We start from the raw sequence: 25,504 nt of genomic DNA on the forward strand, positions 1-25,504 counted from the left end.
TGATCCGAAAACCCCACCCGTCGACTATGATCTAGATCACAGTCGGGACGGTTTGGGTCCGCGCCGCGGTCCTCGTTGTCGACCGTCTCCGTCGGACAGGGGTTCATCATGACCGTTCAGCTCATCGAGATCACCGAGGCCGTCGCTGACCGGCTCGAGGTCCTCACCACACCGACTTCCTGCCAGGTCGGCGATGCGCGCATGATCATCATCGACCTGCTCGGTTCGGGGCCGTCGTGGCCGTTGTCCGTTCTGCTCGACAGGGTCTGCACCGCCTACGAAGCCCCGGCTGGCGAACGCCTCATGGTCGACCTGCGCGACCGCGAGGGGCTGGCCGACGACGACCTCCGTGACGAGCCTGCGCTGAAGCACGTGCGGTGGGTCCGGGCCACGCGCCTGGCGCTGCGCCAACTGACCGTGGGCGGCGAGGTGGTGTGGAGCCTGCCCTCCGACGACCCTGACGAGGCCGACCATCCGGAAGTCGAGGTGCTGATGTCCGGCGCGGAACCGCGGGCCATCCGGATCTACGTAGGCGAACCGCTGCCCGACGGCTCGGTCTCCTTGCGGTAACGCACGGCCACCGCGAGCATCACCGCGCCCACGGCGATGAATGACAGCACGCGGAACAATCCCGGCAGGGTGGCCAGGTCGAGCAGCAGGAGTTTCGCCAGCGCGAGCGATCCCAAGACGAAGCCGAGCCTGCGCGCGTCGGCGATGCGTGGGTTCGGGAGGAGGACCAGCCAGGCAGCGCAGCACGTCCACAGCACGGTCACCACCAGATGTGCGGCGAGGAAGCCGTTGCGCGCCGCCCCGGCCAGTTCGCCGATCACGACGCCGGCCGCGACCACCATCACCGAGAGGCTCGCCAGCGCGACGAGAGATCCCACCATCACCACGCGCGTCGATTCGTGCGGCAGGCGGCGGCGCGCCCACCACGTCACGGCGACCGCCAGCGCGGCGATGGCGAACGCCGCGACCACGTCCCAATAGGAGAACTCCCGGACCGCGAGCCGCGCACTGAGCGCAAACTGCGGCTCATTGACACTCGTATGGACGAGCAGCGCGAGTGCCGCGGCGACCCCGGCCACCCAGTCCATCCAGCGGCGCGCCCACAGTCCGGCGGCCACGACGTAGGCGAGAGCGCTCAGGGTCAGCGCGAGTCCGGTCAGCTCGCGCCCGCCCAGCTCCACCCAGGCCAGGAGGAGCAGCGCGCTACCGACGAACCCCGTCACGGCGGAGAGCAGCGCGTGCGCCTTGCCCCGTCCGCCGCGGCCCACGAGGACGGCGACGGTCAGGTAGGCCGCGGCGAGGAGCAGGCCGACGGGCCATCCGGGCCGAAGGAGGTAGGTGGCCGGCAGGAGTGTGAGTGAGGCGGCGGTGGGGACGACGACGAGGGCGGCGTTCTCGAGTGCCGGGCTGCGGCGGACGGTGTCGAACCAGGCCACGCCCACCCCGACAGCGGCAAAGACGATCGCGGTCACGATGAGTGCGATCTGTTCGCCGCGACTGTAGAGAGCTGCCTGCGAGAGGTAAATGGTCAGCAGGAGTCCGGGCAGGACGGACCACACCACGCGGACGGCCACCCCAAGGTCGGCGGCGAGGACTGCGGTGGCGATGCCGACGATCGCAACGAAGATCGGCATTTCGATACCGGTGGAGATGAGAGGCGCCAGCAGCATCGTGCCGGCTGAGACGAGGCAGGCCAGCAATCCGGAGGACCAGCGTTGGGCGAGGGCAATCCCGCCGAGCGCCAGGCCGCCGACGAACATGTAGGCGGCGGGCCCCGGGATCCACTGGTAGAGAGTCGTGCTGGCGATGACGTCGAGCATCGCCGCTGCCAGACCTGTGCCCACCAGGGCGAGGGCGCCCGGATTGACCGGGGCGTCGGCCGTGGGCTCGTGACGAGACTGCAGGAGTAGGCCCAGCCAGATGAGGACCACCGCCAGCAGCGCGGCGGCGAGTACCCGCGCGAGCGGTGGGAACAACCCGGCCTGGATGGCGACGACCAGCAAGAACGCGATGCCGGCGAGCATGACCGATCCGCCGACCGCGGCGATCACGGTGGCGGCGGTGATGCGCGGAGCCCGACGCCGCGGCGCTCCCGTGCTCGGACGCCCCGGCCGGTCGGGGTGCACATGCCTCCCGGGGTGCGCGCGGTCACCGGGGTGAGCGGGCATCCCGTACTGCCCGGGCGCTCCATGCTGCCCCGGCACTGTGTACTGCCCGGGCGGGCGCCAGGGCCCGCCCGGGTGCGCCGGGGCGGGCATTCCCGGCGGCGGCGCGGCAGGGCGCCATGGCGATTCCCGCTGTGGCGGCTCGGCCGGCCCGGGTGCCGCCTGCCGGCCGAGCATCGCCAGCCCGGCCCGGACCTCCGCGACTTCCGCGGTGATGCGTCCGAGCCGGGAGTCGAGGTCGGCGAGGGCACGCTGCAGATCGGGTTGCTGTGGGTTCACCTCAGGATCATCTCCCACTCTGACCCCGGCGTCCACGGGCTTACCGGCGCGGATCCTATTGTGCCGTGGAGCGGACAACCTCGCCCGGCCGCGATTTACCGGCGTGCGCGCTGACCTGCCGCAGCCGGACGGGATCGCAGCACCAGGACCACGCCGACCGCGCTGACGGCCATCCCCGCGACGGCGAGGAGGGTGATCGGGACGCCGAACATGAGCCACACCCAGACCATGGTCGTAGGCGGGGTGAGGTAAAGCAGCACGCTGGCGACGGTGGCGCCGCGGGTGCGGGTGACGAACACGAACAGGACGTAACCGCACAGGGTGGACAGGAACACCAGCCATGCCACGGCCACCCAGAAGTCAACCTCGGCGACAGGGGCCGCCTGGCCGGACAACAATGCCGCAGACATCAAAGCGACACCCGCGACGACGGACTGCATGGTGATGGATTGCAGCAGCGACTCGGGGGGTCGCAGACGCTGTGTGAGAACCGTTCCCGTCGCCAGACTGAGCATTCCCGTCACCGGGAACAAGTACGCCCACCACGGGGCCGCGCCCGCATCGAGACCGCCGGAGACCACCACCACGACGCCCGCCATCCCCAGGGCCATGCCGACCCACATGCGTGCCGTCGTCCGCTCTCCGAGGACCTTGCCCGCCACCGTGGCCACGAGCAGCGGCTGGAGCGCGGCGATCAGTGCCGCAGTGCCGCCGTCGACGCCCCGAGAGACCCCCTGGAAGATCATGAACAGAAACACAGCCTGGCTGAACAAGCCCAACACAGCCTGCCGCGCCCACGCCGCACGATCGGCTAGCCGCACCCCCAGCACGAGGCAGACGCTCACCAGCAGTACACCGAGGATCGAGAACCGCCACCCCAACAGCTGTAAAGGGGTGCCGCCGGCCCGGATACCGAGCTCCGCGCCGACATAGCCCGAGCTCCACATGAGCACCAGTGCCACCGACGCCAGCTGGCCGGCGTTGCGGCGGAGCGCCTCTCGCGCGGGCTGAGCCATCGGCACAGCCTAGGAAGCAGGCGAGCTTGTCGTCGCCATACACCGGGACCCACCCCCGCCCCGGGCCGCCGCGATGACCCCACTCCCCAATAGGGCCGACGCGTGATGTCCACACTGACCGATCGCTACATTTCCGACGTGGTCCGCCACCTGCCCGAGGTGCGTGATCGAGGGGTCGCGAAAATGACGAATGCCCCCGTCCGCGTGGACGGGGGCATTGTCACTGTGCGCCCGAAGGGACTCGAACCCCTAACCTCTTGATCCGTAGTCAAGTGCTCTATCCATTGAGCTACGGGCGCATATTCTTCTGTCGTGCCAGATATCCGGTCACCCGGATCGCCAGCATGGCGGAGGCGAGAGGATTTGAACCTCCGGTCCCCTTTTAGGAGGACAACTCATTAGCAGTGAGTCCCATTCGGCCGCTCTGGCACGCCTCCAGGAGGCTCTGCTGAGCCAACGAGAAGTACAGTACACACACGCCGGGCCGGTGCGCAAAACGGCCGCCCACCAGGCCGCCGCGCGGTGGTCCTACCCTGTAGTCATGTCCCCCGACGTGCGCAGTGACCTCGACGCCATCCCCGCCTACATTCCGGGTGCCTCCGTACCGGGCGCGGTCAAGCTCGCGTCCAACGAGACCACCGCGGGCCCCCTCCCGAGTGTCGCCACCGCCATCGCGGAGGCCGCGATGGGCGCCAACCGTTACCCCGACATCACAGCGGGTGCGCTCGTCGACCGACTCGCGGACTTCCTCGGGGTCCCCGCCGAGAACGTCACCGCCGGATGCGGCTCGGTGGCGCTGTGCCAGCAACTGGTCCAGGCGGTGTGCGCGCCCGGCGACGAGGTGATCTTCGGTTGGCGCTCCTTCGAGGCCTACCCGATCATCGCGCGCATCGCCCACGCGGTACCTGTCGCGATCCCCAACCGCGGGGACGGCTCGCTGGACCTGGACGCCATCGCCGCCGCCGTGACCGCCCGAACGCGATTGATCTTCGTCTGCACCCCCAACAACCCGACTGGCCCGGCGGTTTCCCGCGCCGACCTCGGCAAGTTCCTCGACCGCATCCCCGAGCGGGTCACCGTGGCACTGGACGAGGCCTACTACGAATACATGCGATCGGATGACCCGGTGAACGGCGTCGCCGAGGCGATGGCACGTCCCAACGTGGTCTCCCTGCGCACCTTCTCCAAGGCCTACGGCCTGGCTGGCCTGCGCGTCGGCTATCTCGTGGGGCCCGTGAGCCTGGTCGTGCCGGTCGCGAAGATGGTCGTTCCCTTCTCCGTCAGCTCCCTGGCCCAAGCCGCCGCGATCGCCTGCCTCGAGGCCGGAGATGAACTCCGCGCTCGCACCGACGCGGTCGTCGATGAACGCTCTCGGGTGCGGCGCTCGCTCCTCGAGATGAGGCACGAGGTCCCGGACACCCAGGCGAACTTCGTATGGCTCCCACTCGGGGAGTCCGCGACGGACTTCGACTCCCACTGCCGCGAACACCTGGTCATCACCCGGTGCTTCGCCGGCGACGGGGTGCGGGTGTCCATCGGGGATCCCGAGGAAAACGACCAATTTCTCGCAGCCGCCCGGGAATTCGTGACCAGAACGTAATGCTTCCGGCGGGGTCCCGTGACCTCGCGAGGGCAGCATGGTCCAGGTTTGGAGGAGCACAGCACACACCCGCACTCCCCGGATCACGGGATATGCGAGATGGCGCACCTGAGGAGTCGGTTTGCAGCACAAGAGTTCATGGCACGAGGTGAACTCCGCAGCTCCCCATACGTCCATAACGGGACGCGTAGCTCTTGTCGTGCTGGCGGTCCTCGCTGCCGTGGTCCTCGTGGCCACCCTCACCACCCCGCCGAGTGCAAACGCCCAAACCGGGCAAACCAGTAGTCCGTGGAGCCCCGCGGCGGAGACTCGGTCCGTCCGCGTTCTGGGGATCGGCGAATTCTCCGGCGCCCTCGCCCGGCCCGTGGGGTTCCAGGGCGAACTGCGTGACGGCTCGGGCAACGTCCGCCAGGCCGGAGGCGGGCCACACCTGGCCGCGACGATCGGCAAACTGCGCGCCCAGGCCGAGGACTCACTCCTGCTCGCCACTGGCGACTCGATCGGCGGGACCGCGCCCGAGGCGGCGCTGTTGGGTGACCGACCAACCATCGAGTTCTTCAACCGGATCGGCGTGGACGGCGCAGGCGTGGGGCGCCGCGAACTGGAGAAAGGCGCCGACCACATCCGTTCCTTGGTGAAGCCGGGCTGCACGACCGAACAGGACTGCCGTGTCGACCCGCCGCTCCCGCCGTTCCGGGGGGCGGCGTTTCCGTTCCTCGCCTCCAACGTCATCCCGTCACACGACGCGGCGCCGACTTTCCCTTTCTCCATCCACCGCGTCGGCGACGTCCGAGTGGGGGTCGTCGCAGTGACCGCGCCGTCGGAATCGGCTCCCCAGACGACGACCCGCTTGGCGGAGCCGCTCCGCGCGGTCGATGAGGCCGTCGAGTCCCTGCAATTCCTGGGCGTGGAGGCGATCGTGGCCATGGTCCAGTCGGACGCTGTGCACGGCAATCTCGACCCCGCAGCCTGCCCCGACGAACTCACCCAGATTGACCTGGTCAAGCGGCTCAACCCCGCCGTCGACGCCGTAATCGTGGGGGCCTCCGGCGGGCCGGCGACCTGCCGGGTCCTCGATTCCGAGAACGATGAACGGGTCGTGGTGGCCCCCGCGTCCCATGGCCGGTCCGTCACGGTCGTCGACCTCGCCGTCGACCCGTCCACCGGTGACGTCGTCCGGAAGCAGACGTCGGTGTTCAACCAGACCGTCAACCTCGACATCGCACCCGATGCCGGAACCGAGGAACTCGTGCGGCAGGCGCAAGCCGCGGCGGCGCCGGAAGCCCGCCAGTTCATCGGGACCGCCGACGAGACTGTCTCCCGGGACATGGATGACAACGGAGAATCGCCGCTCGCCGACCTGATCGCCGACGGACAACTGCACGCCGCCCGCGGCCGGGGTGCCGAACTCGCACTGTCCAATCCGGACTCGCTGCTCACCGACCTCCCCGCCGGCCCTCTCGACTACGCCACACTGCACAGCGTGCAGCCTTACGGTGACCGCCTGTACCTGGTCACAGTCTCCGGGGAGGAACTCCGGGCGGCCTTCGACCACTTCGCCGACGACATCGGCCGACACGGCCCGGCCGTGTCGTCAAACGTCCGCTACACCGTGGATCTCGCCCGCCCCTATGGCGCCCGGGTGACGGAGATAATCGTCGACGACGAGCCTGTCGACCCCCGGCGCGAGTACACCGTCGTGGTGAACGAATTCCTCTCCTCACCCGAGTGGAACGGCTCGGTCCTAGCCGAACGCGGGGACCGCCGAGAGGCGGGTGTGACCGATCTCGAGGCTCTTAGGCGCTACGTCGCCGAGGAGGGCCCGTTGAGCGCTCCGGCCTCCGGCCGCATGCGTGTCATCGACGGTTCGGGACCAGGCGGCCGGTGACCGGCCGACAGGCCGGTGGCTGACACCACGGCTGACACACCTAGTGCGGAAGTGGAGGGATTTGAACCCCCGGTGCTGTTTAGGCACGCTCGCTTTCAAGGCGAGTGCATTCGGCCGCTCTGCCACACTTCCCCGCCGCAGGCCACGACGCGCGCGGCCGCGTGGTTCCACGTGGAACCACGGTGTACGGCGCTGCCCATAGTAGATCACCCCACCCACCCGACCTCAGTCCGGCTACGGTCAAGTGTATGAAGGCCATCGCATACACCAACGGTCCTGAGTCCCTGCGCCTGACCGAGGTCGATGACCCGGTCGCCGGAGCCGGCGAGGTACTCATCGACGTCGCGGCCTCGGCCGTGAACCGGGCTGACCTGCTGCAGTCCAAGGGACACTACCCGCCACCACCCGGCGCCTCGGAGATTCTCGGCCTCGAGTGCTCGGGCCGCATCTCGGCGGTGGGCGACGGCGTGGAGGGGCTCGCCGTGGGCGACGAGGTGTGCGCGCTCCTGGCCGGCGGCGGGTACGCCGAGAGGGTGGCCGTCCCGGCTGGGCAGGTCATGCCGGTCCCTGCCGGGGTCTCCCTGCACGAGGCTGCGACGCTTCCGGAGGTGGCCTGCACGGTGTGGTCCAACCTGGCCATGACCGGCGGGCTCGGCCGCGGTGTCCTTGCGGCGCATGCCCGCTGGGGAGAGACCGACCTTGGCGCCCCGCGCGTGTTGATTCACGGCGGCGCGGGCGGAATCGGCTCCCACGCGGTGCAGGTCTGCCGCGCGCTCGGAGCTCGCGTGGCCACCACCGCCGGCGGGCCGGAGAAGGTGGGGATGTGCCGGGAGCTGGGCGCGGACCTGGCGATCGACTACCGGGACGAGGACTTCGTCGAGCGGGTCAAGGAGTGGACCGACGACGACGAGCGGGGCCGCGGCGTCGACCTGGTTCTGGATGTGATGGGCGCAAAGTATCTGGAGAAGAACATCGACTCCCTGGCGCCGGACGGTCGCGTGATCGTCATCGGACTCCAGGGCGGAGTCAAGGCGGAACTCAACCTGGGCCGACTATTGCCCAAGCGGGCCGGCATCCTCGCGACCAACCTGCGGGCCCGCCCTGTGGACGGTCCCGGCGGAAAGACGGGCATCTGTCAAGAGGTGGTGGATCAGGTGTGGCCGATGGTCGCAGCCGGCGACGTCACCACGCGGGTATCCCGAGAGATCCCCCTGGAAAGGGCGTCGGAGGCGCTGTCCCTGCTGGAGTCCGGGGGATCTCACGGAAAGATCCTCCTCACGGTCGACTGATCGCGACGCTGATCGCCCAACAGCGGCGAAAGAACTACACGGTATCGATGAGGCGCTCCAGCACTTCCAAGGTCTCATCGCACCAGCCCAACCATGCCTGCTCCGCCTGGATGCCCAGCTTGAGCACCTGATGTTGGAGGACGCCGCGGGTGTCAGCAGGGTCGCGGGACGCAAAGTCCTGCTCCTCGATCTCCCGGTACCGGCGCAGAGTCTCCAGCCGGCCACGGCGGTGGTGTTCGAGTGCGTGCCGCAGCTCGTGGATCCTGCCGGTGCTCGCCGCCGCGCGGACCCGGACCGCGAGGCTGGAGCGCATCGAATCGGGCTCGTCGTCCTCGCCGATCCACGCCACGAGTAGGTCCCGGCCGTGGTCGGTGACAGCGAAGCGCCTGGGCTGCCCACGTCGCGGTGGCCCCTCCTGCGGCAATTCGCGGATGAGATCCGCAGCGGCCAGCCGGTCGAGCTCTCGGTAGATCTGCTGATGGGTAGCGGGCCAGAAATATCCGATAGACTTGTCGAAGCGGCGGGCGAGTTCGATGCCACTGCCCTCCCTCTCGGTGAGGGAGGTGAGGATGGCGAATTTCAGCGACACCGGGTCAGCGCATCGCGGGCAGGCCCGCGGTGAGGGCGGCCAGAGCTTCGTCGTATTCGGACCGCAGACGGTCCACCAGCTCACGGGCGGTGACGACCGAGTGCACTGCGCCCACGCCCTGGCCGGCGCCCCAGATGTCACGCCACGCCTTGGAGTCGGCGGTCCCCCCGGAGCCGAAGTCCATGGTCGACGGATCCGACTCGGGCAAGTTGTCCGGGTCCAGCCCGGCCGCCTCGATGCTGCCTCGCAGGTAGTTCCCGTGGACGCCCGTGAAGAGGTTGCTGTAGACGATGTCGGCGGCGCCGCTGTCGACGATCATCTGCTTGTACGCGTCGGTGGCACGGGACTCTTCGGTCGCGAGGAATGCCGAGCCCACATACGCCAGGTCGGCGCCGGCCGCCCGCGCGGCGAGGATCGAGCGGCCGTGGGCAATGGCCCCCGACAGCAACAGCGGGCCGTCGAACCATTCGCGAATCTCCTGGATCAGCGCAAACGGCGACTGGGTCCCGGCGTGCCCGCCGGCCCCCGCGGCGACGGCGACCAGCCCATCGGCACCCTTTTCCACGGCCTTGCGGGCGAATCGGTTGTTGATGACGTCGTGCAGAACGATGCCACCGTAGGAGTGCACGGCCTCGTTGACCTCCTCTCGCGCGCCGAGGGAGGTGATGACGATGGGCACCTCGTGCTCGACGACAGTGGCCAGGTCTTGCTCGAGGCGGTCGTTGGAGCGGTGGACGATCTGGTTGACCGCAAACGGGGCCACGTACCTGTCCGGGTTGGCGGCGGCGAACGCTTCGTTACTCTGCCTGACCTGGTCGATCCACTCCCCCAGCGCTGACTGCGGCCGCGCGTTGAGCGCCGGGAACGACCCGATCACCCCCGCCTGGCACTGCGCGGCGACGAGCTCAGGACCGGAGTAGATGAACATCGGCGAGGCCACCACCGGGACGGTGAGCGGGCCGGCGAGGACGGGGGGCAGGGCCATGAGCAGTCCTTTCGGAACCGGGGCGGGACGGGTAACCACCCCCGACCGTACGGTCACCCGACTGTTCATGCAACTAGTTGCACGAACACGGGCCGGCCACGGATACCTTTCTCCACGGGTTGAGTCACTCCGTCAGGGTCGCTGCGGCGCCGGACTGGGGAAATGCTGCACAGAGCGACTCATCGACGTCGTTCGGGGTAGAGCTCGTCCGCCAGGTCCCGCGCCGCCGCGATGAGATCTGCGACGGTTGCCGGCTCGAATCCGCCCGCGGACGGCACCGGCGGGACCGCGGCCGCGCCAAAAGAATCCGCGATCTCGTACGCGTCGACGAGCTCCCAGGGCGAGCCCGCGGCCGTCAGGGAACCATGCTTGACGTCGTAATAGGCCGACCCGGTGCGGATCGCCACCCCCGAAGCACCGCGGGCAGCCGCGAAAAGATGCGGATGGAAGCGAGTAGTCAGCCAGGACTGCCCGGGACGGGCCGGAAGACCCGCGGCCCACAGTTCCTGGAACGGAACGAAACGCGCGCGCGTCAGGTGCAGATCTGCCAGCGCGCGGCCCACCTCGTCGTCGTCGGTCTCGGCGCGGGCGCACACCTCATCCCACACCACCCGGTCCCCGCCAGGGATCGACTCCACCACCGTGATCCGCTCCCCCGGCACCCTCCACGCCGCGAGGATCCGAGCGACCGCGTCAGCGAGCACGTCCGAATCGACCAGGTCAGACTGCGCGCACAGGACCAGGTCTCGGGCGACGTCGGGGGCGCTGGAGTAGACGGGGTGGTCGCCGCGGACGGGGCGCCCGTCGGCTCCGACGCCACCGCCGGATGACAGGGCAAGCCAGCCGTCGTCACCAGTGAGCGCCAACGGGACATTCGACCCGGCGAGGAGGTCACGAGAGGCCTCGTCACGGACGGATACCCAGTCGACACCACGCAAGGCGTCGACGAGGAGGGCGGTATCACCGCAGGGTGTCAGCCCCTGGCCCGTCGCCACCACGCGCGCGCCGGACAGTCGCCCGGCCTCGCCCGCGCCGGCGACCACACCGAGGTGATGCGGCCACTGATCGTTGATGTAGCCGCCGCCGATGAGATGGATCACCGACGCGCTACGCAGCAGATCAATGCCCGAGGCCAGAGCCGGGCGCACCCCTGGATCGGCGACCGCCGAGCGGCAGAACGCCAGCGCCTCGTCGCCATCCGTGCACTCCCCAGCCAGCCGCCACAAGGTGTCGGTGAACAGCACGTCAGGATGCTCGGCGTGGTGCAGGACCGCGGCCTGACCGGGCGTGTGGCAATCCACCACCACCGGCGTACCCGGCACCCGGTGGCGAAGATAACGCAGCCACCCCGCCAACAACTGCTCGTCGCCGTGGTTGGGGTGCCCCGCAGGGGCAACGAGATACACGGGCCGATGGGAGTCGCGCGGCCGACCCCACCTGGCGTCCGCCGCGGCTCGAACGGTATCGAGCCCCCGACGAGCCCGTCGGCGCAGTCGGGAGGCGGGCGCGGCCCGGCGAGTCGGCGTCATGGCTTCCAGCCTGCCCCACCCCCGGCCCGCGCCCCCGCCCGGGTCGGGGGTCAGATCTTGACGAGCATCTTGCCCACGTTGGCGCCCCTCATCAGATCGAGGAACGCGTCCACCGCGTTGTCGATCCCGTCGACCACGGTCTCGTCGTACACCAGCTCGCCGGAGGCGACCCACGGACCGACCTTGGACGTGAACTCCGTGTAGTGCTCCATATGGTTACCGATGGTGAAACCCTGGAGTGTCAGACCGCGGGTAATGGCGTTCGCCAGATTGTCGGGCCCCGGGGACCGCTCGGTGTCGTTGTAGGCGCTGATGGCACCGCACAGGGCGAGCCGGCCACCGTCGTTCATCATGTCCAACGCCGCCTCGAGGTGGTCGCCGCCCACGTTGTCGAAGTACACGTCGATCCCCTCACCACTCTCGGAACCGAAGTGATCGCGCACGAGCTCGCGGACGGGGCCGTCCTTGTAGTTGATCGCGGCGTCGAACCCGTACCGGCCGGTCACGGTCTCCACCTTCTCCGCACTACCAGCCGACCCGATGACCTTCGACGCCCCCTCGAGTCGCGCGATCTGCCCGACGGCCGATCCCACGGAACCGGCCGCCCCGGAGACGAAGACGGTCTCGCCGGCCCGGAACTTTCCGATGTGCATCAAGCCGATGTAGGCGGTCAAACCGGTGAGCCCCAGCACTCCGAGGTAAGCCGAGATCGGCACACCGTCGAGCTCCTCCACCACCCGGAACTGGCGGGCCGCCCCCTGCGCGATGTCACGCCACCCCAGGTCGTGAAGCACCACCGCACCGACGGGATGGGAGTCGGAGCGCGACTCCACGACCCTCCCCACCGCGCCGCCGGTCATGGTCTCGCCCACCTCGAACGGTTGGATGTACGAACGGCCCTCACTCATCCGTCCGCGCATATACGGGTCCACCGAGACGTATTCGTTGGCCACCCGCACCTCCCCCTCGGCGAGGTCGGGCAAGTCCACGGTGACGGTCTGGAAGTTGTCGTGGGTCGGCCATCCACGGGGACGGCTCGCGAGCTGGATCTGGGTGCTTGTTGTCATCCCTACTGTCTACTCGCAGTCGCGGCGGGGCTGCCATATCCGAACGCTCTAGTAGGCTTCCCGATCGTGCAGGACCAGTCCCTTCCCGATCCCGCTGCGGCCACGCTCCCCGACGAGCGCGTACGTGGCGAGATCGTCAACGACTCCCAGACTTTCCGCAGGGCCATCGCCGACCTGCGTCAGGGGCTGCACCAGCGCGAGTTATGGTTGTCCCTCGGCTGGCAGGACATCAAGCAGCGCTACCGGCGCTCCACACTCGGCCCACTGTGGATCACCATCGCCACCGGCGTCATGGCAGTCGCGCTGGGCCTGCTCTACTCGATCCTGTTCCAGATCCCGCTCGCCGAATTCCTCCCCCATGTCACCGTGGGCCTCATCATGTGGGGCTTCATCTCCGGGTGCATCAAGGAGGGCTCCGAGGTCTTCATCGCCAACGAAGGCCTGATCAAGCAGCTGCCCAGCGCCCTGAGCGTCCACGTCTACCGACTGGTCTGGCGGCAGTTCCTGTTCCTGTGCCACAACCTGGTGATCTGGGTTGCACTCATGGTGGTGTTCCCGCGGCCGCTGGGATGGGAGCTACTGCTGTCCGCCCTGGGCCTAGCCGTACTGATGATCAACGGCGTGTGGGTGTCCATGCTGTTCGGCATCCTCGCCACCCGCTTCCGCGACATCGCGCCGCTGCTCGACTCGATGGTGCAGCTGCTGTTCTATATGACCCCCATCGTCTGGACCACGCAGACGCTCTACGAGCAGGGCGGGCAGATCGCCGACCGCGCCCGCATCGCCGAACTCAACCCGCTATACCACTACCTGGAGATCGTCCGGGCGCCGATGATCGGCCAGCCGGTCGCTGCCTACCACTGGTGGATCGTCCTGGCCTGCACGGCCGTCGGTCTGCTTCTGGCGTTCGTGGTGCTCCGCCGGTTCCGCTCCCGAGTCCCGTACTGGGTGTAGGAGGTACATCCCATGAGCTCCGCTACACCCTCTGCCGGGGGCGTGTCCATCGACTGCGTGGACGCCTGCGTCGACTTCCCGATCTTCGACGCCAAATCGCGGTCCCTCAAGAAGGCCGTTCTCGGCTCCGCCGGCGGCGCGATAGGCAGGAACGCGTCCAACGTCGTCGTCGTCGAGGCGCTCAAGGACATCACCCTCTCCCTCCGCGAGGGCGACCGCGTCGGCCTCGTCGGACACAACGGCGCCGGCAAGTCCACCCTGCTGCGACTGCTCTCCGGCATCTACGAACCCACCCGAGGCGCGGCACGAATCCGCGGCCGAGTTGCTCCCGTGTTCGACCTGGGTGTCGGCATGGACCCGGAGATCTCCGGCTACGAGAACATCATCATCCGCGGGCTGTTCCTCGGGCAGACCCGCAAGCAGATGAAGGCGAAGGTCGAGGAGATCGCCGACTTCACGGAGCTCGGCGAGTACCTCGACATGCCGCTACGCACCTACTCGACCGGCATGCGCGTCCGCCTGGCCATGGGCGTGGTGACCTCCATCGATCCCGAGATTCTGCTGCTCGACGAGGGCATCGGTGCTGTGGACGCGGAGTTCATGAAAAAGGCGCGCGTCAAGCTCGCCGAACTGGTCTCCCGTTCGGGAATCCTCGTGTTCGCCTCGCACTCCAACGAGTTCCTCGCCCAACTGTGCGACTCGGCGATGTGGATCGACCACGGCCGCATCCGCCAGCGCGGGAGCATCGAGGAGATCGTCACCGCCTACGAGGGCCCCGAAGCCGGAAGGTCCATCGGCGAGTACATCGGCAGGATGCGGCATGAGGCCTGAGTCCGGCGCGTCGGCCTCGGGCGAGGCGTCCAGCGCCGAGCCAGGGGACGGCGAGCCGGGGGACGCCACGCCGGGCAGCGCCGGGGTGCGCGCCGAGCCGGGGAGCGCCGGGGTGCGCGCCGAGCCGGGGAGCGCCGGGGTGCGCGCGCAGAATGGTCCAGACCCGCAGCACACCCCCGTCTGGGGCGGGCGGTCCGGGCGCACAACTGAGCAGGAATCGGCCGACAGCCGCCGAGTCGTGGCCGTCGTCGTGACCCACCGGCGGCTGGAGCAGCTGCGCGCGTCGCTCGCGGTGGTCTGCGGCCAGACCCGGCCGATCGATCACCTCGTGGTGGTGGATAACGCCGACCAGCTGGCCGTGCGCGACCTAGTCGAGTCGCAGCCGGTGGAGGCGACGTACATCGGGTCCAAGCACAACCTGGGGGGCGCCGGCGGGTTCGCGCTGGGGATGCTGCATGCCCTGGCAACCGGGGCCGACCTGGTGTGGTGCGCCGACGACGACGGCCGCCCCGAGGGGCCCGAGGTGCTGGCCACCCTGCTGGGCTGCATGGACCGCCACGGGCTCTCCGAGGTCTCACCGGTCGTGTGCGACCTCGACGATCCTGACCGCCTGGCCTTCCCGCTGCGGCGAGGCCTGGTATGGCGGCGCTACCGCTCGGAACTGTTCAGCGACGGACCCGGCGACGGCGCGAGCGAGCCCGGAGAGACGGGCACCACCGCAGCGCAGACCGAGGACCTGCTCCCCGGAATCGCGTCGCTGTTCAACGGTGCGCTGTTCACCGCCGAGTGCCTGGACCGCGTCGGCGTTCCCGACCTGCGCCTGTTCATCCGCGGTGACGAGGTAGAGGTGCACCGCCGTCTCGTCCGTTCCGGCCTGCCCTTCGGCACCTGCCTGACCACCGCGTACCTGCATCCGCAGGGCTCGGACGAGTTCAAGCCGATCCTCGGCGGGCGTATGCACACCCAGTTCCCCGACGACCCGGTCAAGCGCCACTTCACCTACCGCAACCGCGGTTACGTGCTCTCCCAGCCGGGACTGCGGCGGCTCATCCCCCAGGAGATCGTCCGCTTCGGCTGGTATTTCCTTGTCTCGCGACGCGATCCGGCTGGTTTCCGGGAGTGGCTGCGACTGCAGCGCCTGGGCGCGCGCGAGCGCTTCGACAAGCCCTGACATCGCACACGGTGCGGATCGAGGGTCGGCGGGCCAGGGGCCGGATGCGCACTGGCCACCGCGGGGCGCATGATGGGCTCATGACCGACTGGATCGCCCTGCAGTCCCGCGCCGCCGACCTCTACGACGAGGTCCTGCCCGCCGTCACCGACTGGGACGCCGCCACCCCGTGCAGCGACTGGACCACTCGCGAGGTCCTCGCCCACGTGGTCGACGAGCAACTGTGGGTGCCGGGGCTGCTGGCCGGTGGCACTGTCGACGAGGTGGCCGAGGACCTGGAGGACCGTCTGCGTCGACTGCGCGACGCAGACGGGCCCGATCTGGTGGGTGACTGGCAGTCGGTCCGCGCACCGGTGTCCGCGGCCTGGCGTGGCACCCCCGACGACGACGAGGTGCACCTGTCGTACGGGCGGGCGCCCGTGAAGCACTACCTGGCGCAACAGGTGTTCGACCTCGCCGTCCACGCCTGGGATCTGGCCGCCTCACAGGGCATGGACCTGCGGTGGGGCGACCAACTCGAGCGGGCCGTCCTGGACTTCGTCCGCGCTGATCTCGCCGACAACCCGGCCCCACAGCTGTTCGACCCGCCCGTCCCCGGCTTCGACGGCCCCGACGTCTCCGCCCGCGACACCGCGCTCGCGCTGACCGGCCGCGACCCGTCCGACTGGCCGCGCCTCTAACCGCCGGTCGCCGTCACGCCCGCGCGAGCGGCAGCGCGTACGGCAGCCTGACGCGGGTAGGCTTATCCGGTCACCCGGCCCCTCCCTGAAAGGAATCCCCGTTGGGAGCCTCGCCTCTCGCCTGGACGCTGTCGGTCGGGCTGATCCTCGCGCTACTGCTGTTCGACTACTTCTTTCATGTGCGCAAGGAGCACATCCCCACGCTGAAGGAGTCGGCCATCTGGTCCGGCCTGTACGTGGGAATCGCCGTCGTCTTCGGCTTCGCCGTCTGGCTCTTCGGCGGCACCGAGATGGGCGTGGAGTACTTCGCCGGGTACATCACCGAGAAGGCGCTCTCGGTGGACAACCTGTTCGTGTTCCTGCTGCTACTCACCAGCTTCAAGGTGCCGCGGGCGGCACAACAGAAGGTGCTGCTGTTCGGCATCGTCTTCTCCATCATCGCGCGGACCGCGTTCATCTTCGTGGGCGCCGCTTTGCTCAATACGTTCTCTGCGCTGTTCTACGTCTTCGGCTTGTTCCTCCTCGTCACAGCCGGCCGGTTGCTGGCCGAGGACGACGAGGACGACGACGCCGACAACGTGGTCGTGCGTCTGGCCAAAAAATTGATCCCGGCCACCGACCACTACGACCACGACAAGCTGTTCACCGTTGAGAACGGTAAGCGCGTGATGACACCGATGATGATCGTCATGGTCGCGATCGGCGGCACCGACATCATGTTCGCGTTGGACTCGATCCCCGCGATCTTCGGCCTCACCCAGAACGTCTTCATCGTCTTCACCGCCACCACGTTCTCGCTGCTCGGCCTGCGTCAGCTGTACTTCCTGCTCGACGGACTGCTCGACCGTCTCGTCTACCTCAAGTACGGCCTGGCCGCGATCCTCGGGTTCATCGGCGTCAAGCTCATCCTCCACGCCCTGCACGAGAACAACCTGCCGTTCATCAATGGGGGCGAGCACGTCGACGTCTTCGAGATTCCCACCTTCCTCTCGCTCGCGATCATCGTGGGCGTCCTCGTCGCGACGGTCCTGGCCTCGCTGCTGAGCCCGGCCGGCAAGGCGCTCACCGTCCTCGGAAACCTCAAGCGGCACTCGAATGAGTACCTCAACAAGAACTTCACCGATGATCCCGTCGAGCGGGCCAAACTGTGGGCGAAGATCGTCGAGAACGAGGACAAGCTCAACCACATTGAGCGCAAGTACTTCGGCTCCGAGGGTGACGTCTGGGAGCTGGAGCAACTCCTACGCCGGGTATGGGACGAGCAGGGCCGCTACGAGCAGGCCACCGACTACACCCGCTGAGCCAGATCGGAACCGCACCCTCCACTCCGCGTGGTCGGCCCCGGCGTCTCACCATCCCCCGCCAGACCACATCCCGTGGGGATCCGCCGCGCCGTCATCGCGCACCGGGAACCGGACCTCCGTCGACGGCCAGCGCGACTGCAGCACGGCCGCAGCGCGATGGCAGGTCGCACCGGAAACCCCGGTCTCCATGGGCGCGTAGGGAACGGGAGCACTGGAAGACACAGCCATGTCAGGGGCGATACGGGCCCCGGGCGTGGCCGTGGCTGTGCGCGCGGCCGGGCCTCTGACATCGATCACAGTCCACCCGGCCCGCTGAAGGCGCACCCGATAGCGCTCTGCGGACCGTCCGCGCGCGAGCGGGCCCCCTCCGGGCGTGAACACCACGCACCGGGCCATCGGATCGGCGAGCGGCAGTTCGACGGTGTAATGGCCCATCCGGACGGTGTGCCCGTGCCCGAAGGTTCCGCACCCGGCTGCGGCGAGCTCGAGGCGGGCGCGGGTCGATGCTGCGGATCCCGAGCGGGGTTCCGCGGCCCGGATCACCGCGCGGAACGTCGTCGCCCCGCGCCCGACCGGATGATCGGCCGCTCCCCTCAGCTGGCCCGGCAGTTCGGGCACCATCGCACACAGCCGCTCCACCGAAAGCACCGCGTCCTCGAAACTCACATCTCCGGCCAGGTCCCGGCAGGTGCGCAGCGGAGTCGTGACCCTCAACCCGGCGATCTCCGTGACGGCCGAGGAGGGCATCGAGCCGTAGCGGTACACCCGTCCCGGGCACGACCTCCGCGTCGACGGCAGCCAGATTTCGGGTTGCGCGTCCGCCGGTGCCGTGTCGTCACCCCACAGCAGGGCAGCGCTGCGCCCGCGCAGAACTCCCTCTGGCCAGGTTCTCGCCAGCGCCTCGCTGCGCAGCCGGAGATCGTCGGGCTGGTCCTCGCGGCGATACATGCCGTGCCAGATCCTGCGGTACCGCAGGCGACCGGCGGGATTCGGCACCGCGGCCGCGAGCTCGGCAGCGGTCAACGGGCCGGGCGGCAGTCCGGCGAGGTCGGCGAGTTCTGCGACGTCGGCGGGCTCTGCGCCGGCTTCGGGCTCTGCGCCGGCTTCGGGCTCTGCCGTGGTGGTGCGCTCGGCGCCCTTGGCGGGTTCAGCCCTCATGGCGTGCTCTACGCCGGTGGCGGGTCGGGTGGTCGTGTGTGCGCGGCTCGGGGCTGGTGAGTTCATGCCGACCACTCTGCGCCACGCCGCCGCCCGGAACTCCCCCTCGAGCGCCCCAGGTGACCCGTTTTGTGGAATACGCCGCGCTGTGGAGAACTCTGCGGGCCGCATATCCGCCTCCGCTGGAAGCCCACGGAAGAAACCGCCCTTGTGGAGTCACTGCGTGCAGCGTTCTTGCAGGACAGTTCGCACGCCACGCTGACGGAGTGACTCCACTGGGGCCGTGCATGGCCGGGTTGCGGGCCGGGCGCGCGAGGCGGGGGCTACACCCCGTAGAGGCGCGCCCAGTTCTCCCGCGTGGTCAGTTCGGCCTGCGCGGCACGCCACCGCTTCTGGGCGGCCGGGGCCTCCCGGACGAACCGGACGAGCAGCGAGGCGAGGCGCTTCTGCAAGTCGGCGGCGCGCGCGGGATCCACCTTTCGGTGGTGCACCCCGGACTGCGAGGCATCGGTGACGTACACCTCGTCGAACAGAGAAACGTGCCACCAGGCGGCATCCTCGTACGGGATCGCCACCACGCCGCGGCGCTGTCGACCCAGCTTCTGCATGAGCAGCCGCTTGGCCAACACCTGATCCTCGCGGTCGTCCCGCGGGATCCCGACCTTGCGCTGCACACCGATCCCGGCGGGAAGGGTCTCTACCCCCAGCTTGGCAGTCTCCGGGTACTCCGCGCGCTCGGCGCGGATCGCGGCCAACGCGGCCTGCCCGCCGTCGCCGACGCCGTGGGATCCGCCGGGTCCGTCGAGGAACGCCTCGATCCCGCGTAAGCGAGTGGCGGCCAGCCCGTACTGCATCGCCACCACCGCGCGCAGGACATTTCGGCCGAGTGTCTTGGCCATATTTTTCGGGTCGATCCCCTGCCTGACGGCGGCGGTCGTCAGCGAATTCCGCAGGGAAAAGAACTGACCGAAATCGTCGCCGTCCTTCCAATAGAAGTCGGCGTGCCACACGGCCGCGCCCTGCAGAGTGCAGGTGGGCATCCCCGCCTGCCGGCACCGCAGGCCGTATTCGATGTCATCCCACTGGAAAAAGTACGGCATGGGGAGACCGACGCGCTCCACGGCCTCGCCGGGGATGAGGCAAGACCACCACGCGTTGTACTCGGCGTCGATCCGCCGTTCCTGCCGGTTGGCCACCACCGACTCGTCGCGCAGCGCGAACTCGTCGGCGTCCAACCCACCCTTCAACTCGTCGAGCTGCGTGCGCTCGGCCGAAACCAGCAGGTAGTCAGGATTGAACAGATAGAGCATCTGGGCGCCGACCAGCATCGGTTCACGGGTGACGGCCGCAAACGCGAACAGCCGCAGCACAGTCTCCGGCTCCACACGGACGTCGTCGTCCATGAGCAGCACGTCCACCGGCCCCGGGGCGTCCGGCGCCGTGGCCTCGAACAGCCCGCGACTGAAGCCGCCGGCACCACCGAGGTTGGGCTGACGCAGGTAATGCAGCCGGTCGCCGAACTCCTCCACCGCGTGCCGGAACTGTCCGCGGGTCTCCACCAGGTCGGTGCCCTGGTCCGTGACATAGAGATCGTCGATGAGGTCCGCGACGAGGGGATCCGACGCCAGCGAGTCGACCGTTGCCGCACAGTCATCCGCCCGGTTGAACGTGCAGATGGCCACGGCGGCGCGACGGGCGGGCCTCGTCGTCGTCGTACTCCACTCCACATCCGAGACCGTCGCCGGCGCGTCGACCGCGTGGAATTCCAGCCACATCGCGCCGCCGTCGGTGAACGTGTCCACCGGCACGTGCAGCACAGCCATGCCGTCACCGTGGTGGTGGACCACGTCGACCGTCCGCACGTGGGAACCGATGTCGGAAGCGCGGACCAGAACGTCCACCTGCCCGGCGGCCTCCACCGACACCCGGACGGTCACCTCGCTGACGGAGGTCCACCGCTGCCAGTAGGACGCTTCGAACCGGCCAAAGTAGGTGTTGATGTCCACGACGGCACCGACCTGGAGGTGCAGCTCACGGCGGGTGCGGCGGGCCACGCCGCGCAGGACCCGCGAGTACAGGTCGTCGTTGACCCACCGGAGCGGACCGGAGAACAGCGAGCGCTGGAGCAGCAGGTCCCGCTCGGTGTCCCCGTCCGGGTCGGCCGCTGGGCGCGTGTCGGCGATGCTCTCGGAAGCCATGGACACCAGGCTAGTGGCGCGGCGGGGCCACCGGCGTCAGGGCTCGCCCGGCCGGGTCGGGCCCCCGACCACGTCGAGCGAGTCGACGCCCTCGGCGATCGGCGGCACCACCGCGGGGATCCCCTCCGGCGGCGGCGCCGGCGGATGCGCACCCACGGGCATAACGCGGTACAACCGGGCATCGTCGGTGGCGGCGACGAGTTCGAGATGGGGGTTGAGACCCAACCCCTCGAAACCAGGCGGGCGGCCCGGGCCGCCGATGACGCCGGAGCCGACCACGACCCACCGCACGTCCAGGTCGCGAACCGTCATGGTGACAGCCGGTTCGAACCCGTACCGGTTCATCGACGTGTAGAGCAGCATCCGCGGCTCCCCGACCTGGGCCGCCGGGTCCTCCGCAAGCGGGGCAGGAATCACGACGGGGATCCCGTACAACGTGTAGATCCAACTCGAACCGTCGGAAGGGTCGCCGAGGACCAATCCCCCCACATACCGGTCGTCGAGCTCGGCGAACAGCTCCGCTTCACCGGGAGTGACGGCCGGCCCGTCGCCGTAAACTGCCGATGTGAGGACCCGCTGGGTGCCGAGGTCGGCGTGGACGCACACCCCGGCCGCCACCACCACGGCGACGACTCCCGCTGTCCACGACCACGACTCGCCGCGGGCCCCCACCGCCCGCGCGAGGGTCGCCGCACCGACCCCAACCAGCGGGGTGGCCGCCACCATCACCAGCGCCGCGAGACGGTTGGCGTCGTCCCACCAGACGGCGGTGAACAGGTGCGCCCAGTCCGCACTGACCGTGTAGGCCAGCACGAATACCGCGGTGAACAGCGCAGCGGAGACAGCCAGCGCGAGTCCCGCCCGGGACCGTGCCCGCACCACAGCCACCACCCCGGCCGCCAGGATGAGCCACCAGAGCACAGATGCCGGGGCGGACTTGGTCACCTCGAAGTACTCCTGGGCGACCCGGAGCAACGAGTACGTCTTGGGCCAGCGAAATCCCGCCACGGATCCGCCCGCGCTGAGGGCGATCTGGGGAAGGAACAGTACGAGCGCGACGACGGCCGCGGCGGCCAAGGTGAGCAGAGCCGGAATCCTGGCTCCCTGCCGCGCGCACACTAGGAGCAGCCCCAGCATGATCCCCGCGCCCACGCCCACGGAGGGATGCACCGCCAGCAGACCTGTCATCACGGCCCCGAGCAGCAACGCGTGCCGCGCGGACACCGTGCGTGCGCGGACGACCGCGATCCCGAGGACCAAGGCGCCCGAGATCGCCGCGACGCCGAACGCGTACGGCAGTACCGGACCCCAGTTGAGTCGCCCGAACGGGAACGTCCAGGTGGTGGCGGCAGCGACTGCCGTCACGGCGACGCCGACCGGCCCGCCGCCGAGCCGCGCGGCGACGGCGGCGGACCCGAGCACGAAGACGACAACGGTGGCCGCGGAGAGCGCCGAGAGCACTCCCGGCATCTCCTGGCCGGGCAGTTGGAGCAGCAGCGCGCCGATCGCGTGGTAGACGTCCGGATAGTAGTAGTCCTGGTTGGCGGGCTGAGCCGCCCCGGCCAGCGAGAACGGGCTGGCCTTGCCGGTGTCGGCGATGTATCTCACCGCGACCCCGTGAAAGACCGCGTCCCAGAACTGCAGCGGGCGGGTAAGTCGATCACTCGCGACGACGATCTGCGCGGCCCCCGCGACTGCGCTGACCACGATCACGACGCCGGCCAGCACCCGAGCACGTGTCGTAACCGCGGTGGTAACCGCGGTGGTAACCGCGGTCGTTGCCGCGGTCAACGGCGGACGTCCCGACGGCGACGACGACGAGCGGCTGGGCTCGTTCGTCCGGTGAACCTGGCCGAGGAGTGCCCGGCGCCGCTCGACCACCGTCAGCAAGATGGACACGACAGCGGCCGTTGCCACCACGAGCACGGTCCACAGCGCAACGGCCGCCGGGGTCCAGCGCACGTTGACCGCGGTGGTGGCCATGGCACCGACGGAGACCACCGCGAACGTCAGGGCAGGCGCTACCGTCAGCACTACGACACGGTTCTGACGGAACACCGCCGCCACCAGGACGCCCGGCACATAGAGCAGCGCGAGGGCGAGAAGAACCGACACCACTGCGGCAGTCACAGCCGCCTCACCGCACCCGGAAGATCACGGTCCGCTGGACGATGAAGTTGGTGACCGTCGCAACACCCTGCGCGATCACGTATCCGACGGTCGTGGCCCAGAACGTGCCCCAGTTCTGATCCTCGAAAATGGGCACCAGCACCATGAACAGGCCCCACTGGACGCCGAACATCACGGCGTACAGGCCCATCGTGGCCGCGAAGCGGGCCCGCGACGGCTCCGCCTGGAACGTCCAGCGTCGGTTGAGGGCGTACGCGGTGAGCGTGCCCGCCACGAACGACAGCGCCTTGGCCGCACCGTGGCCGAGGCCCGCGAGCATGAGCAGCTGCAGCAGGCCGTAGTCGACGATCGCCGACAGGACGCCGGTGAGGAAGAACCGGATGACCTGCGTTTTCAGATCGGTCGGTGCGGCCGGATCGGACTCGTGCCGCGGCTCCAGCGGGTCGACGGCGCCGCGAAGGGAGTCGAGGACGGAATCCTCCGGCGGGTCCGCCGACTCGTGGTGTGCGGGTCTGCCGCTGGATGTCGTCACCCGGCCAGGGTAGTGCGCCGGCCCGACAGGTGGTGCGACCCACCGCCGCGAGTGACGCCGCCCGCGCCCGGGTGGCACCCATCCGCCCGGAACGCATTCATCACCGTCTACGCCGGCCCGGCGGACCACATCCTGCATTCAATCGATCCTCTGGAGGCCGGCAAGATTCCGCCCCGGGTGCGGGTGCAATAGTTTTCCAACCGCGTGCACACCAGCGCGCTTCTGGTCGGACCGTCGGCGGCGTGTCAGGTTCCCGCTCCTTTCCGACCAGCAGCAATCCCACGTCGCATCTCTGCAACCCCTTTGTGGACAACGCGCCGACCGCGTTCTCGTACACGCCGACCGGTCGAGCCATCCCGCCGTCCTCACCGCTGCGCGAGCCGAATCGTCGCCTGGCCTCGCCGTCGTACACACCCACCGGTCGCGTCGTCCTTCCCACGTCGACCACCCGCGGTTCCGCCTGAGACAGACCCGGAGTCAACCGGGCGGGTCGGCGGGGCGGCTTGGCGGGGTTGGCCGGGTTGCCGTGTTGGCGGGGTTGCCGTGTTGGCAATGAGTGGCGCCGACCGTCTGGCGCGATACCGTACGCACATGAGGTCGCGGTGCCCCCTCCGTCCGTGCCGCGCAGTCGCCGCGGCAGTCGTCTCACTGGCCTGCCTGTTCGGCGGGGTCCCCTCGGCCGTGGCGACGTCCGGTCCCGCAACCGGGCCCTCCCCCGTCGCGCTGCCGGATGCGCTGGCAGTGTTCCGGCCGGCCCCGGCGCACGAGCGCACCCCCGAGCGATACCTACCCAGCCCGTCACCGGACCCCTGGTACTCGTCGCCACCTCCGCTCGCTCCCGCCACCGCTCCGGGGACGATTCTCGACTCGCGTCCGGTGACGATCCCGCCGCACAACGTGCGAAACTTCGGACGGGGCTGGCAGCTGCTGGTCCAGAGCACGGACTCCCACGACCGGTCTCAGCAGATCGTCTCCACCGTCATCGAGCCGGCCACTCCCTGGACCGGTCCCGGCCCGCGACCGCTGGTGTCGTTCAACGCCACGATCGACTCCCTCGGCCTGACATGCATGCCGTCGCACGTCCTGCCGCGCGAGTTCAACCTCGAACTGCCGCCGTTCCTGCAGATCCTCGCCGACCGCGGATACGGCCTGGTCGTGACCGACTTCCAGGGCCCGAAGGCAGCGTATGCGGCGGGCCGCGCCAATGGCCGGGCCGTCCTCGACGGGATTCGCGCGGCCCGCGCCTTCGTCGCGCCCGGGGACACCGGTCCGCTGTTCGCCGACTCGCGGGTCGTGCAGGTCGGGTATTCCGGCGGCGGCATCGCCACTGGCTGGGCCGCCCAGCTGCAGCCGGTCTACGCGCCCGAACTGACCGGGGTCCTGGTGGGGTCGTCGGTGGGCGGTGTTCCCGCCGACTACGCGGAACTGTTCGACACGATGGACGGCAATGTCGCCTCCGGGCTCTACCGGGCCGCGGTCCTGGGGATCGCCCGCGAGTACCCCGAGCTGTACGCGCTGCTCAACGACACCGGCGACGTGGCCGCCCATGGTCTGCGCGACACGTGCGCCGCCGCGAACACCGCGGCTGGACTGATTCCCGTCCCACTGGCGATGCTGACCACCACCGATCCGCGCACCGACCCGACCGTGTTGAAGGTCCTAGCCCGAAACCGGCTGGGCACCGCCGACCCTGTGCACGGCGCGGACCCGCGTGAGGTGCCGACCAGTCCGATCCAGGTGTGGCACGGGGATGCCCTCGCGCCGATCGGCCCGGGCCCGGGCTCGGAGCAGGGCCCCGGGGACCTGTTCGTCCCCGAGCGGACAGCCCGGCGACTGGCGGACGAATGGTGCGCAGCCGGCGCAGACGTCGAGTACACGCCCGTGCCCGGCGAGCACATCCTCGCTGCGTACACGGCGGTGGGGCCGGCGCTCGACTGGGTCGACGCCCGCGCCCGCGGCGTGCCGTTCACCGCCGGCTGCCGCTAGCGCTCGGCTTGCGCTCCCCCTTTGTACGCAGATGGTCCGGTTGCGCCGCCGGAAGGGACCACCAAGGACGCGCGGGTCAGAATCACCACGCATCCGGGACGAGATTCGCTGGCCGACTGCACATCAACGCAGCCAGCGGCCCCT

20 protein-coding genes and 3 tRNA genes are annotated in these 25,504 nt (G+C 69.4%); 10 read left to right on the forward strand and 13 right to left on the reverse strand.

The window, feature by feature from the left end:
* Window positions 1–108 precede the first annotated feature (108 nt).
* Entirely contained in the window at window positions 109–570 is a 462-nt protein-coding gene (locus FQ137_RS01390; RefSeq protein ID WP_149290803.1) for a hypothetical protein, read from the forward strand.
* Here FQ137_RS01390 and FQ137_RS01395 read toward each other — a convergent pair.
* The 4 genes from FQ137_RS01395 to FQ137_RS01410 form a co-directional block, all read right to left on the reverse strand.
* A complete protein-coding gene (locus FQ137_RS01395; protein ID WP_149290804.1) occupies window positions 525–2,453 on the reverse strand; it encodes a DUF2339 domain-containing protein in 1,929 nt (642 codons plus the stop codon). The genes FQ137_RS01390 and FQ137_RS01395 overlap by 46 nt on opposite strands.
* Before the next feature lie 95 nt (window positions 2,454–2,548).
* Window positions 2,549–3,469 (reverse strand): DMT family transporter, encoded by a 921-nt coding sequence (locus tag FQ137_RS01400; RefSeq protein WP_149290805.1) that lies wholly within the window; start codon window positions 3,467–3,469, stop codon window positions 2,549–2,551.
* Window positions 3,470–3,695: 226 nt separating this feature from the next.
* Window positions 3,696–3,768: transfer RNA gene (locus FQ137_RS01405), tRNA-Arg, on the reverse strand.
* Between the two features lie 46 nt (window positions 3,769–3,814).
* Window positions 3,815–3,906: transfer RNA gene (locus tag FQ137_RS01410), tRNA-Ser, on the reverse strand.
* Window positions 3,907–4,010: 104 nt separating this feature from the next.
* Here FQ137_RS01410 and FQ137_RS01415 point away from each other — a divergent pair.
* Together FQ137_RS01415 and FQ137_RS01420 are read left to right on the forward strand one after the other, a co-directional pair.
* Window positions 4,011–5,069 carry a pyridoxal phosphate-dependent aminotransferase gene (locus tag FQ137_RS01415; RefSeq protein ID WP_149290806.1) on the forward strand — a complete coding sequence of 353 codons (1,059 nt, stop codon included), beginning with the start codon at window positions 4,011–4,013 and terminating at the stop codon, window positions 5,067–5,069.
* Window positions 5,070–5,190: 121 nt separating this feature from the next.
* Window positions 5,191–6,957, forward strand: coding sequence for a bifunctional UDP-sugar hydrolase/5'-nucleotidase (locus FQ137_RS01420; protein ID WP_149290807.1), 1,767 nt, complete (start codon window positions 5,191–5,193; stop codon window positions 6,955–6,957).
* A gap of 46 nt (window positions 6,958–7,003) precedes the next feature.
* Here FQ137_RS01420 and FQ137_RS01425 read toward each other — a convergent pair.
* A tRNA-Ser gene (locus FQ137_RS01425) sits at window positions 7,004–7,089 on the reverse strand.
* A gap of 116 nt (window positions 7,090–7,205) precedes the next feature.
* Here FQ137_RS01425 and FQ137_RS01430 point away from each other — a divergent pair.
* The gene (locus tag FQ137_RS01430; protein ID WP_149290808.1) at window positions 7,206–8,246 is read left to right on the forward strand and encodes an NAD(P)H-quinone oxidoreductase; all 1,041 of its coding nucleotides are present in this window, start codon (window positions 7,206–7,208) and stop codon (window positions 8,244–8,246) included.
* A gap of 34 nt (window positions 8,247–8,280) precedes the next feature.
* Here FQ137_RS01430 and FQ137_RS01435 read toward each other — a convergent pair whose 3' ends face one another.
* The 4 genes from FQ137_RS01435 to FQ137_RS01450 form a co-directional block, all read right to left on the reverse strand.
* A complete protein-coding gene (locus tag FQ137_RS01435; RefSeq protein ID WP_149290809.1) occupies window positions 8,281–8,835 on the reverse strand; it encodes a PadR family transcriptional regulator in 555 nt (184 codons plus the stop codon).
* Window positions 8,836–8,839: 4 nt separating this feature from the next.
* A complete protein-coding gene (locus FQ137_RS01440; protein WP_149290810.1) occupies window positions 8,840–9,820 on the reverse strand; it encodes a nitronate monooxygenase family protein in 981 nt (326 codons plus the stop codon).
* 179 nt (window positions 9,821–9,999) lie between these two features.
* Window positions 10,000–11,226 (reverse strand): polysaccharide pyruvyl transferase family protein, encoded by a 1,227-nt coding sequence (locus tag FQ137_RS01445; RefSeq protein WP_255583316.1) that lies wholly within the window; start codon window positions 11,224–11,226, stop codon window positions 10,000–10,002.
* Window positions 11,227–11,399: 173 nt separating this feature from the next.
* Entirely contained in the window at window positions 11,400–12,416 is a 1,017-nt protein-coding gene (locus FQ137_RS01450; protein WP_149290812.1) for an NADP-dependent oxidoreductase, read from the reverse strand.
* 66 nt (window positions 12,417–12,482) lie between these two features.
* Between FQ137_RS01450 and FQ137_RS01455 the strand changes: the two genes are divergently transcribed.
* The 5 genes from FQ137_RS01455 to FQ137_RS01475 all read left to right on the forward strand — a co-directional run bounded on the left by FQ137_RS01455 (window position 12,483) and on the right by FQ137_RS01475 (window position 17,353).
* Window positions 12,483–13,370: an ABC transporter permease gene (locus FQ137_RS01455; protein WP_149290813.1), complete on the forward strand. Its 888-nt coding sequence runs from the start codon at window positions 12,483–12,485 to the stop codon at window positions 13,368–13,370.
* A 12-nt stretch (window positions 13,371–13,382) separates the two neighbouring features.
* A complete protein-coding gene (locus FQ137_RS01460; protein ID WP_149290814.1) occupies window positions 13,383–14,201 on the forward strand; it encodes an ABC transporter ATP-binding protein in 819 nt (272 codons plus the stop codon).
* The gene (locus FQ137_RS01465; RefSeq protein ID WP_255583318.1) at window positions 14,191–15,372 is read left to right on the forward strand and encodes a glycosyltransferase; all 1,182 of its coding nucleotides are present in this window, start codon (window positions 14,191–14,193) and stop codon (window positions 15,370–15,372) included. Before FQ137_RS01460 ends, FQ137_RS01465 begins: the two co-directional genes overlap by 11 nt.
* An 80-nt stretch (window positions 15,373–15,452) precedes the next feature.
* Window positions 15,453–16,052 (forward strand): TIGR03086 family metal-binding protein, encoded by a 600-nt coding sequence (locus tag FQ137_RS01470; protein WP_149290815.1) that lies wholly within the window; start codon window positions 15,453–15,455, stop codon window positions 16,050–16,052.
* A gap of 101 nt (window positions 16,053–16,153) precedes the next feature.
* Window positions 16,154–17,353, forward strand: coding sequence for a TerC family protein (locus FQ137_RS01475; RefSeq protein ID WP_149290816.1), 1,200 nt, complete (start codon window positions 16,154–16,156; stop codon window positions 17,351–17,353).
* 48 nt (window positions 17,354–17,401) lie between these two features.
* On the opposite strand, the gene FQ137_RS01480 is transcribed toward FQ137_RS01475, so the two are convergent.
* The 4 genes from FQ137_RS01480 to FQ137_RS01495 all read right to left on the reverse strand — a co-directional run bounded on the left by FQ137_RS01480 (window position 17,402) and on the right by FQ137_RS01495 (window position 23,374).
* On the reverse strand, window positions 17,402–18,580 hold the full coding sequence (locus FQ137_RS01480; RefSeq protein ID WP_255583321.1) for a hypothetical protein: 1,179 nt from the start codon (window positions 18,578–18,580) through the stop codon (window positions 17,402–17,404).
* A 257-nt stretch (window positions 18,581–18,837) separates the two neighbouring features.
* Window positions 18,838–20,712: a glycosyltransferase gene (locus FQ137_RS01485; protein ID WP_149290817.1), complete on the reverse strand. Its 1,875-nt coding sequence runs from the start codon at window positions 20,710–20,712 to the stop codon at window positions 18,838–18,840.
* Between the two features lie 36 nt (window positions 20,713–20,748).
* Window positions 20,749–22,842: a DUF6541 family protein gene (locus FQ137_RS01490; RefSeq protein ID WP_149290818.1), complete on the reverse strand. Its 2,094-nt coding sequence runs from the start codon at window positions 22,840–22,842 to the stop codon at window positions 20,749–20,751.
* Window positions 22,843–22,849: 7 nt separating this feature from the next.
* Window positions 22,850–23,374, reverse strand: a complete 525-nt coding sequence (locus FQ137_RS01495) for a GtrA family protein (RefSeq protein WP_149290819.1) — start codon at window positions 23,372–23,374, stop codon at window positions 22,850–22,852.
* Window positions 23,375–23,965: 591 nt separating this feature from the next.
* Here FQ137_RS01495 and FQ137_RS01505 point away from each other — a divergent pair.
* A complete protein-coding gene (locus tag FQ137_RS01505) occupies window positions 23,966–25,360 on the forward strand; it encodes a lipase family protein (RefSeq protein ID WP_149290821.1) in 1,395 nt (464 codons plus the stop codon).
* Window positions 25,361–25,504: the final 144 nt, after the last annotated feature.

The organism is Dietzia sp. ANT_WB102 (genome assembly GCF_008369165.1).
Lineage (GTDB): Bacteria > Actinomycetota > Actinomycetes > Mycobacteriales > Mycobacteriaceae > Dietzia.

What these genes read in the sequence shown, in the direction of transcription:
- FQ137_RS01430 (WP_149290808.1), top strand. Translation starts at nt 7,206, where the DNA reads ATGAAGGCCATCGCATACACCAACGGTCCTGAGTCCCTGCGCCTGACC.
- FQ137_RS01440 (WP_149290810.1), bottom strand. Translation starts at nt 9,820, where the DNA reads ATGGCCCTGCCCCCCGTCCTCGCCGGCCCGCTCACCGTCCCGGTGGTG.
- FQ137_RS01460 (WP_149290814.1), top strand. Translation starts at nt 13,383, where the DNA reads ATGAGCTCCGCTACACCCTCTGCCGGGGGCGTGTCCATCGACTGCGTG.
- FQ137_RS01465 (WP_255583318.1), top strand. Translation starts at nt 14,191, where the DNA reads ATGAGGCCTGAGTCCGGCGCGTCGGCCTCGGGCGAGGCGTCCAGCGCC.
- FQ137_RS01390 (WP_149290803.1), top strand. Translation starts at nt 109, where the DNA reads ATGACCGTTCAGCTCATCGAGATCACCGAGGCCGTCGCTGACCGGCTC.
- FQ137_RS01400 (WP_149290805.1), bottom strand. Translation starts at nt 3,469, where the DNA reads ATGGCTCAGCCCGCGCGAGAGGCGCTCCGCCGCAACGCCGGCCAGCTG.
- FQ137_RS01485 (WP_149290817.1), bottom strand. Translation starts at nt 20,712, where the DNA reads ATGGCTTCCGAGAGCATCGCCGACACGCGCCCAGCGGCCGACCCGGAC.
- FQ137_RS01450 (WP_149290812.1), bottom strand. Translation starts at nt 12,416, where the DNA reads ATGACAACAAGCACCCAGATCCAGCTCGCGAGCCGTCCCCGTGGATGG.
- FQ137_RS01470 (WP_149290815.1), top strand. Translation starts at nt 15,453, where the DNA reads ATGACCGACTGGATCGCCCTGCAGTCCCGCGCCGCCGACCTCTACGAC.
- FQ137_RS01415 (WP_149290806.1), top strand. Translation starts at nt 4,011, where the DNA reads ATGTCCCCCGACGTGCGCAGTGACCTCGACGCCATCCCCGCCTACATT.
- FQ137_RS01505 (WP_149290821.1), top strand. Translation starts at nt 23,966, where the DNA reads ATGAGGTCGCGGTGCCCCCTCCGTCCGTGCCGCGCAGTCGCCGCGGCA.
- FQ137_RS01480 (WP_255583321.1), bottom strand. Translation starts at nt 18,580, where the DNA reads ATGAACTCACCAGCCCCGAGCCGCGCACACACGACCACCCGACCCGCC.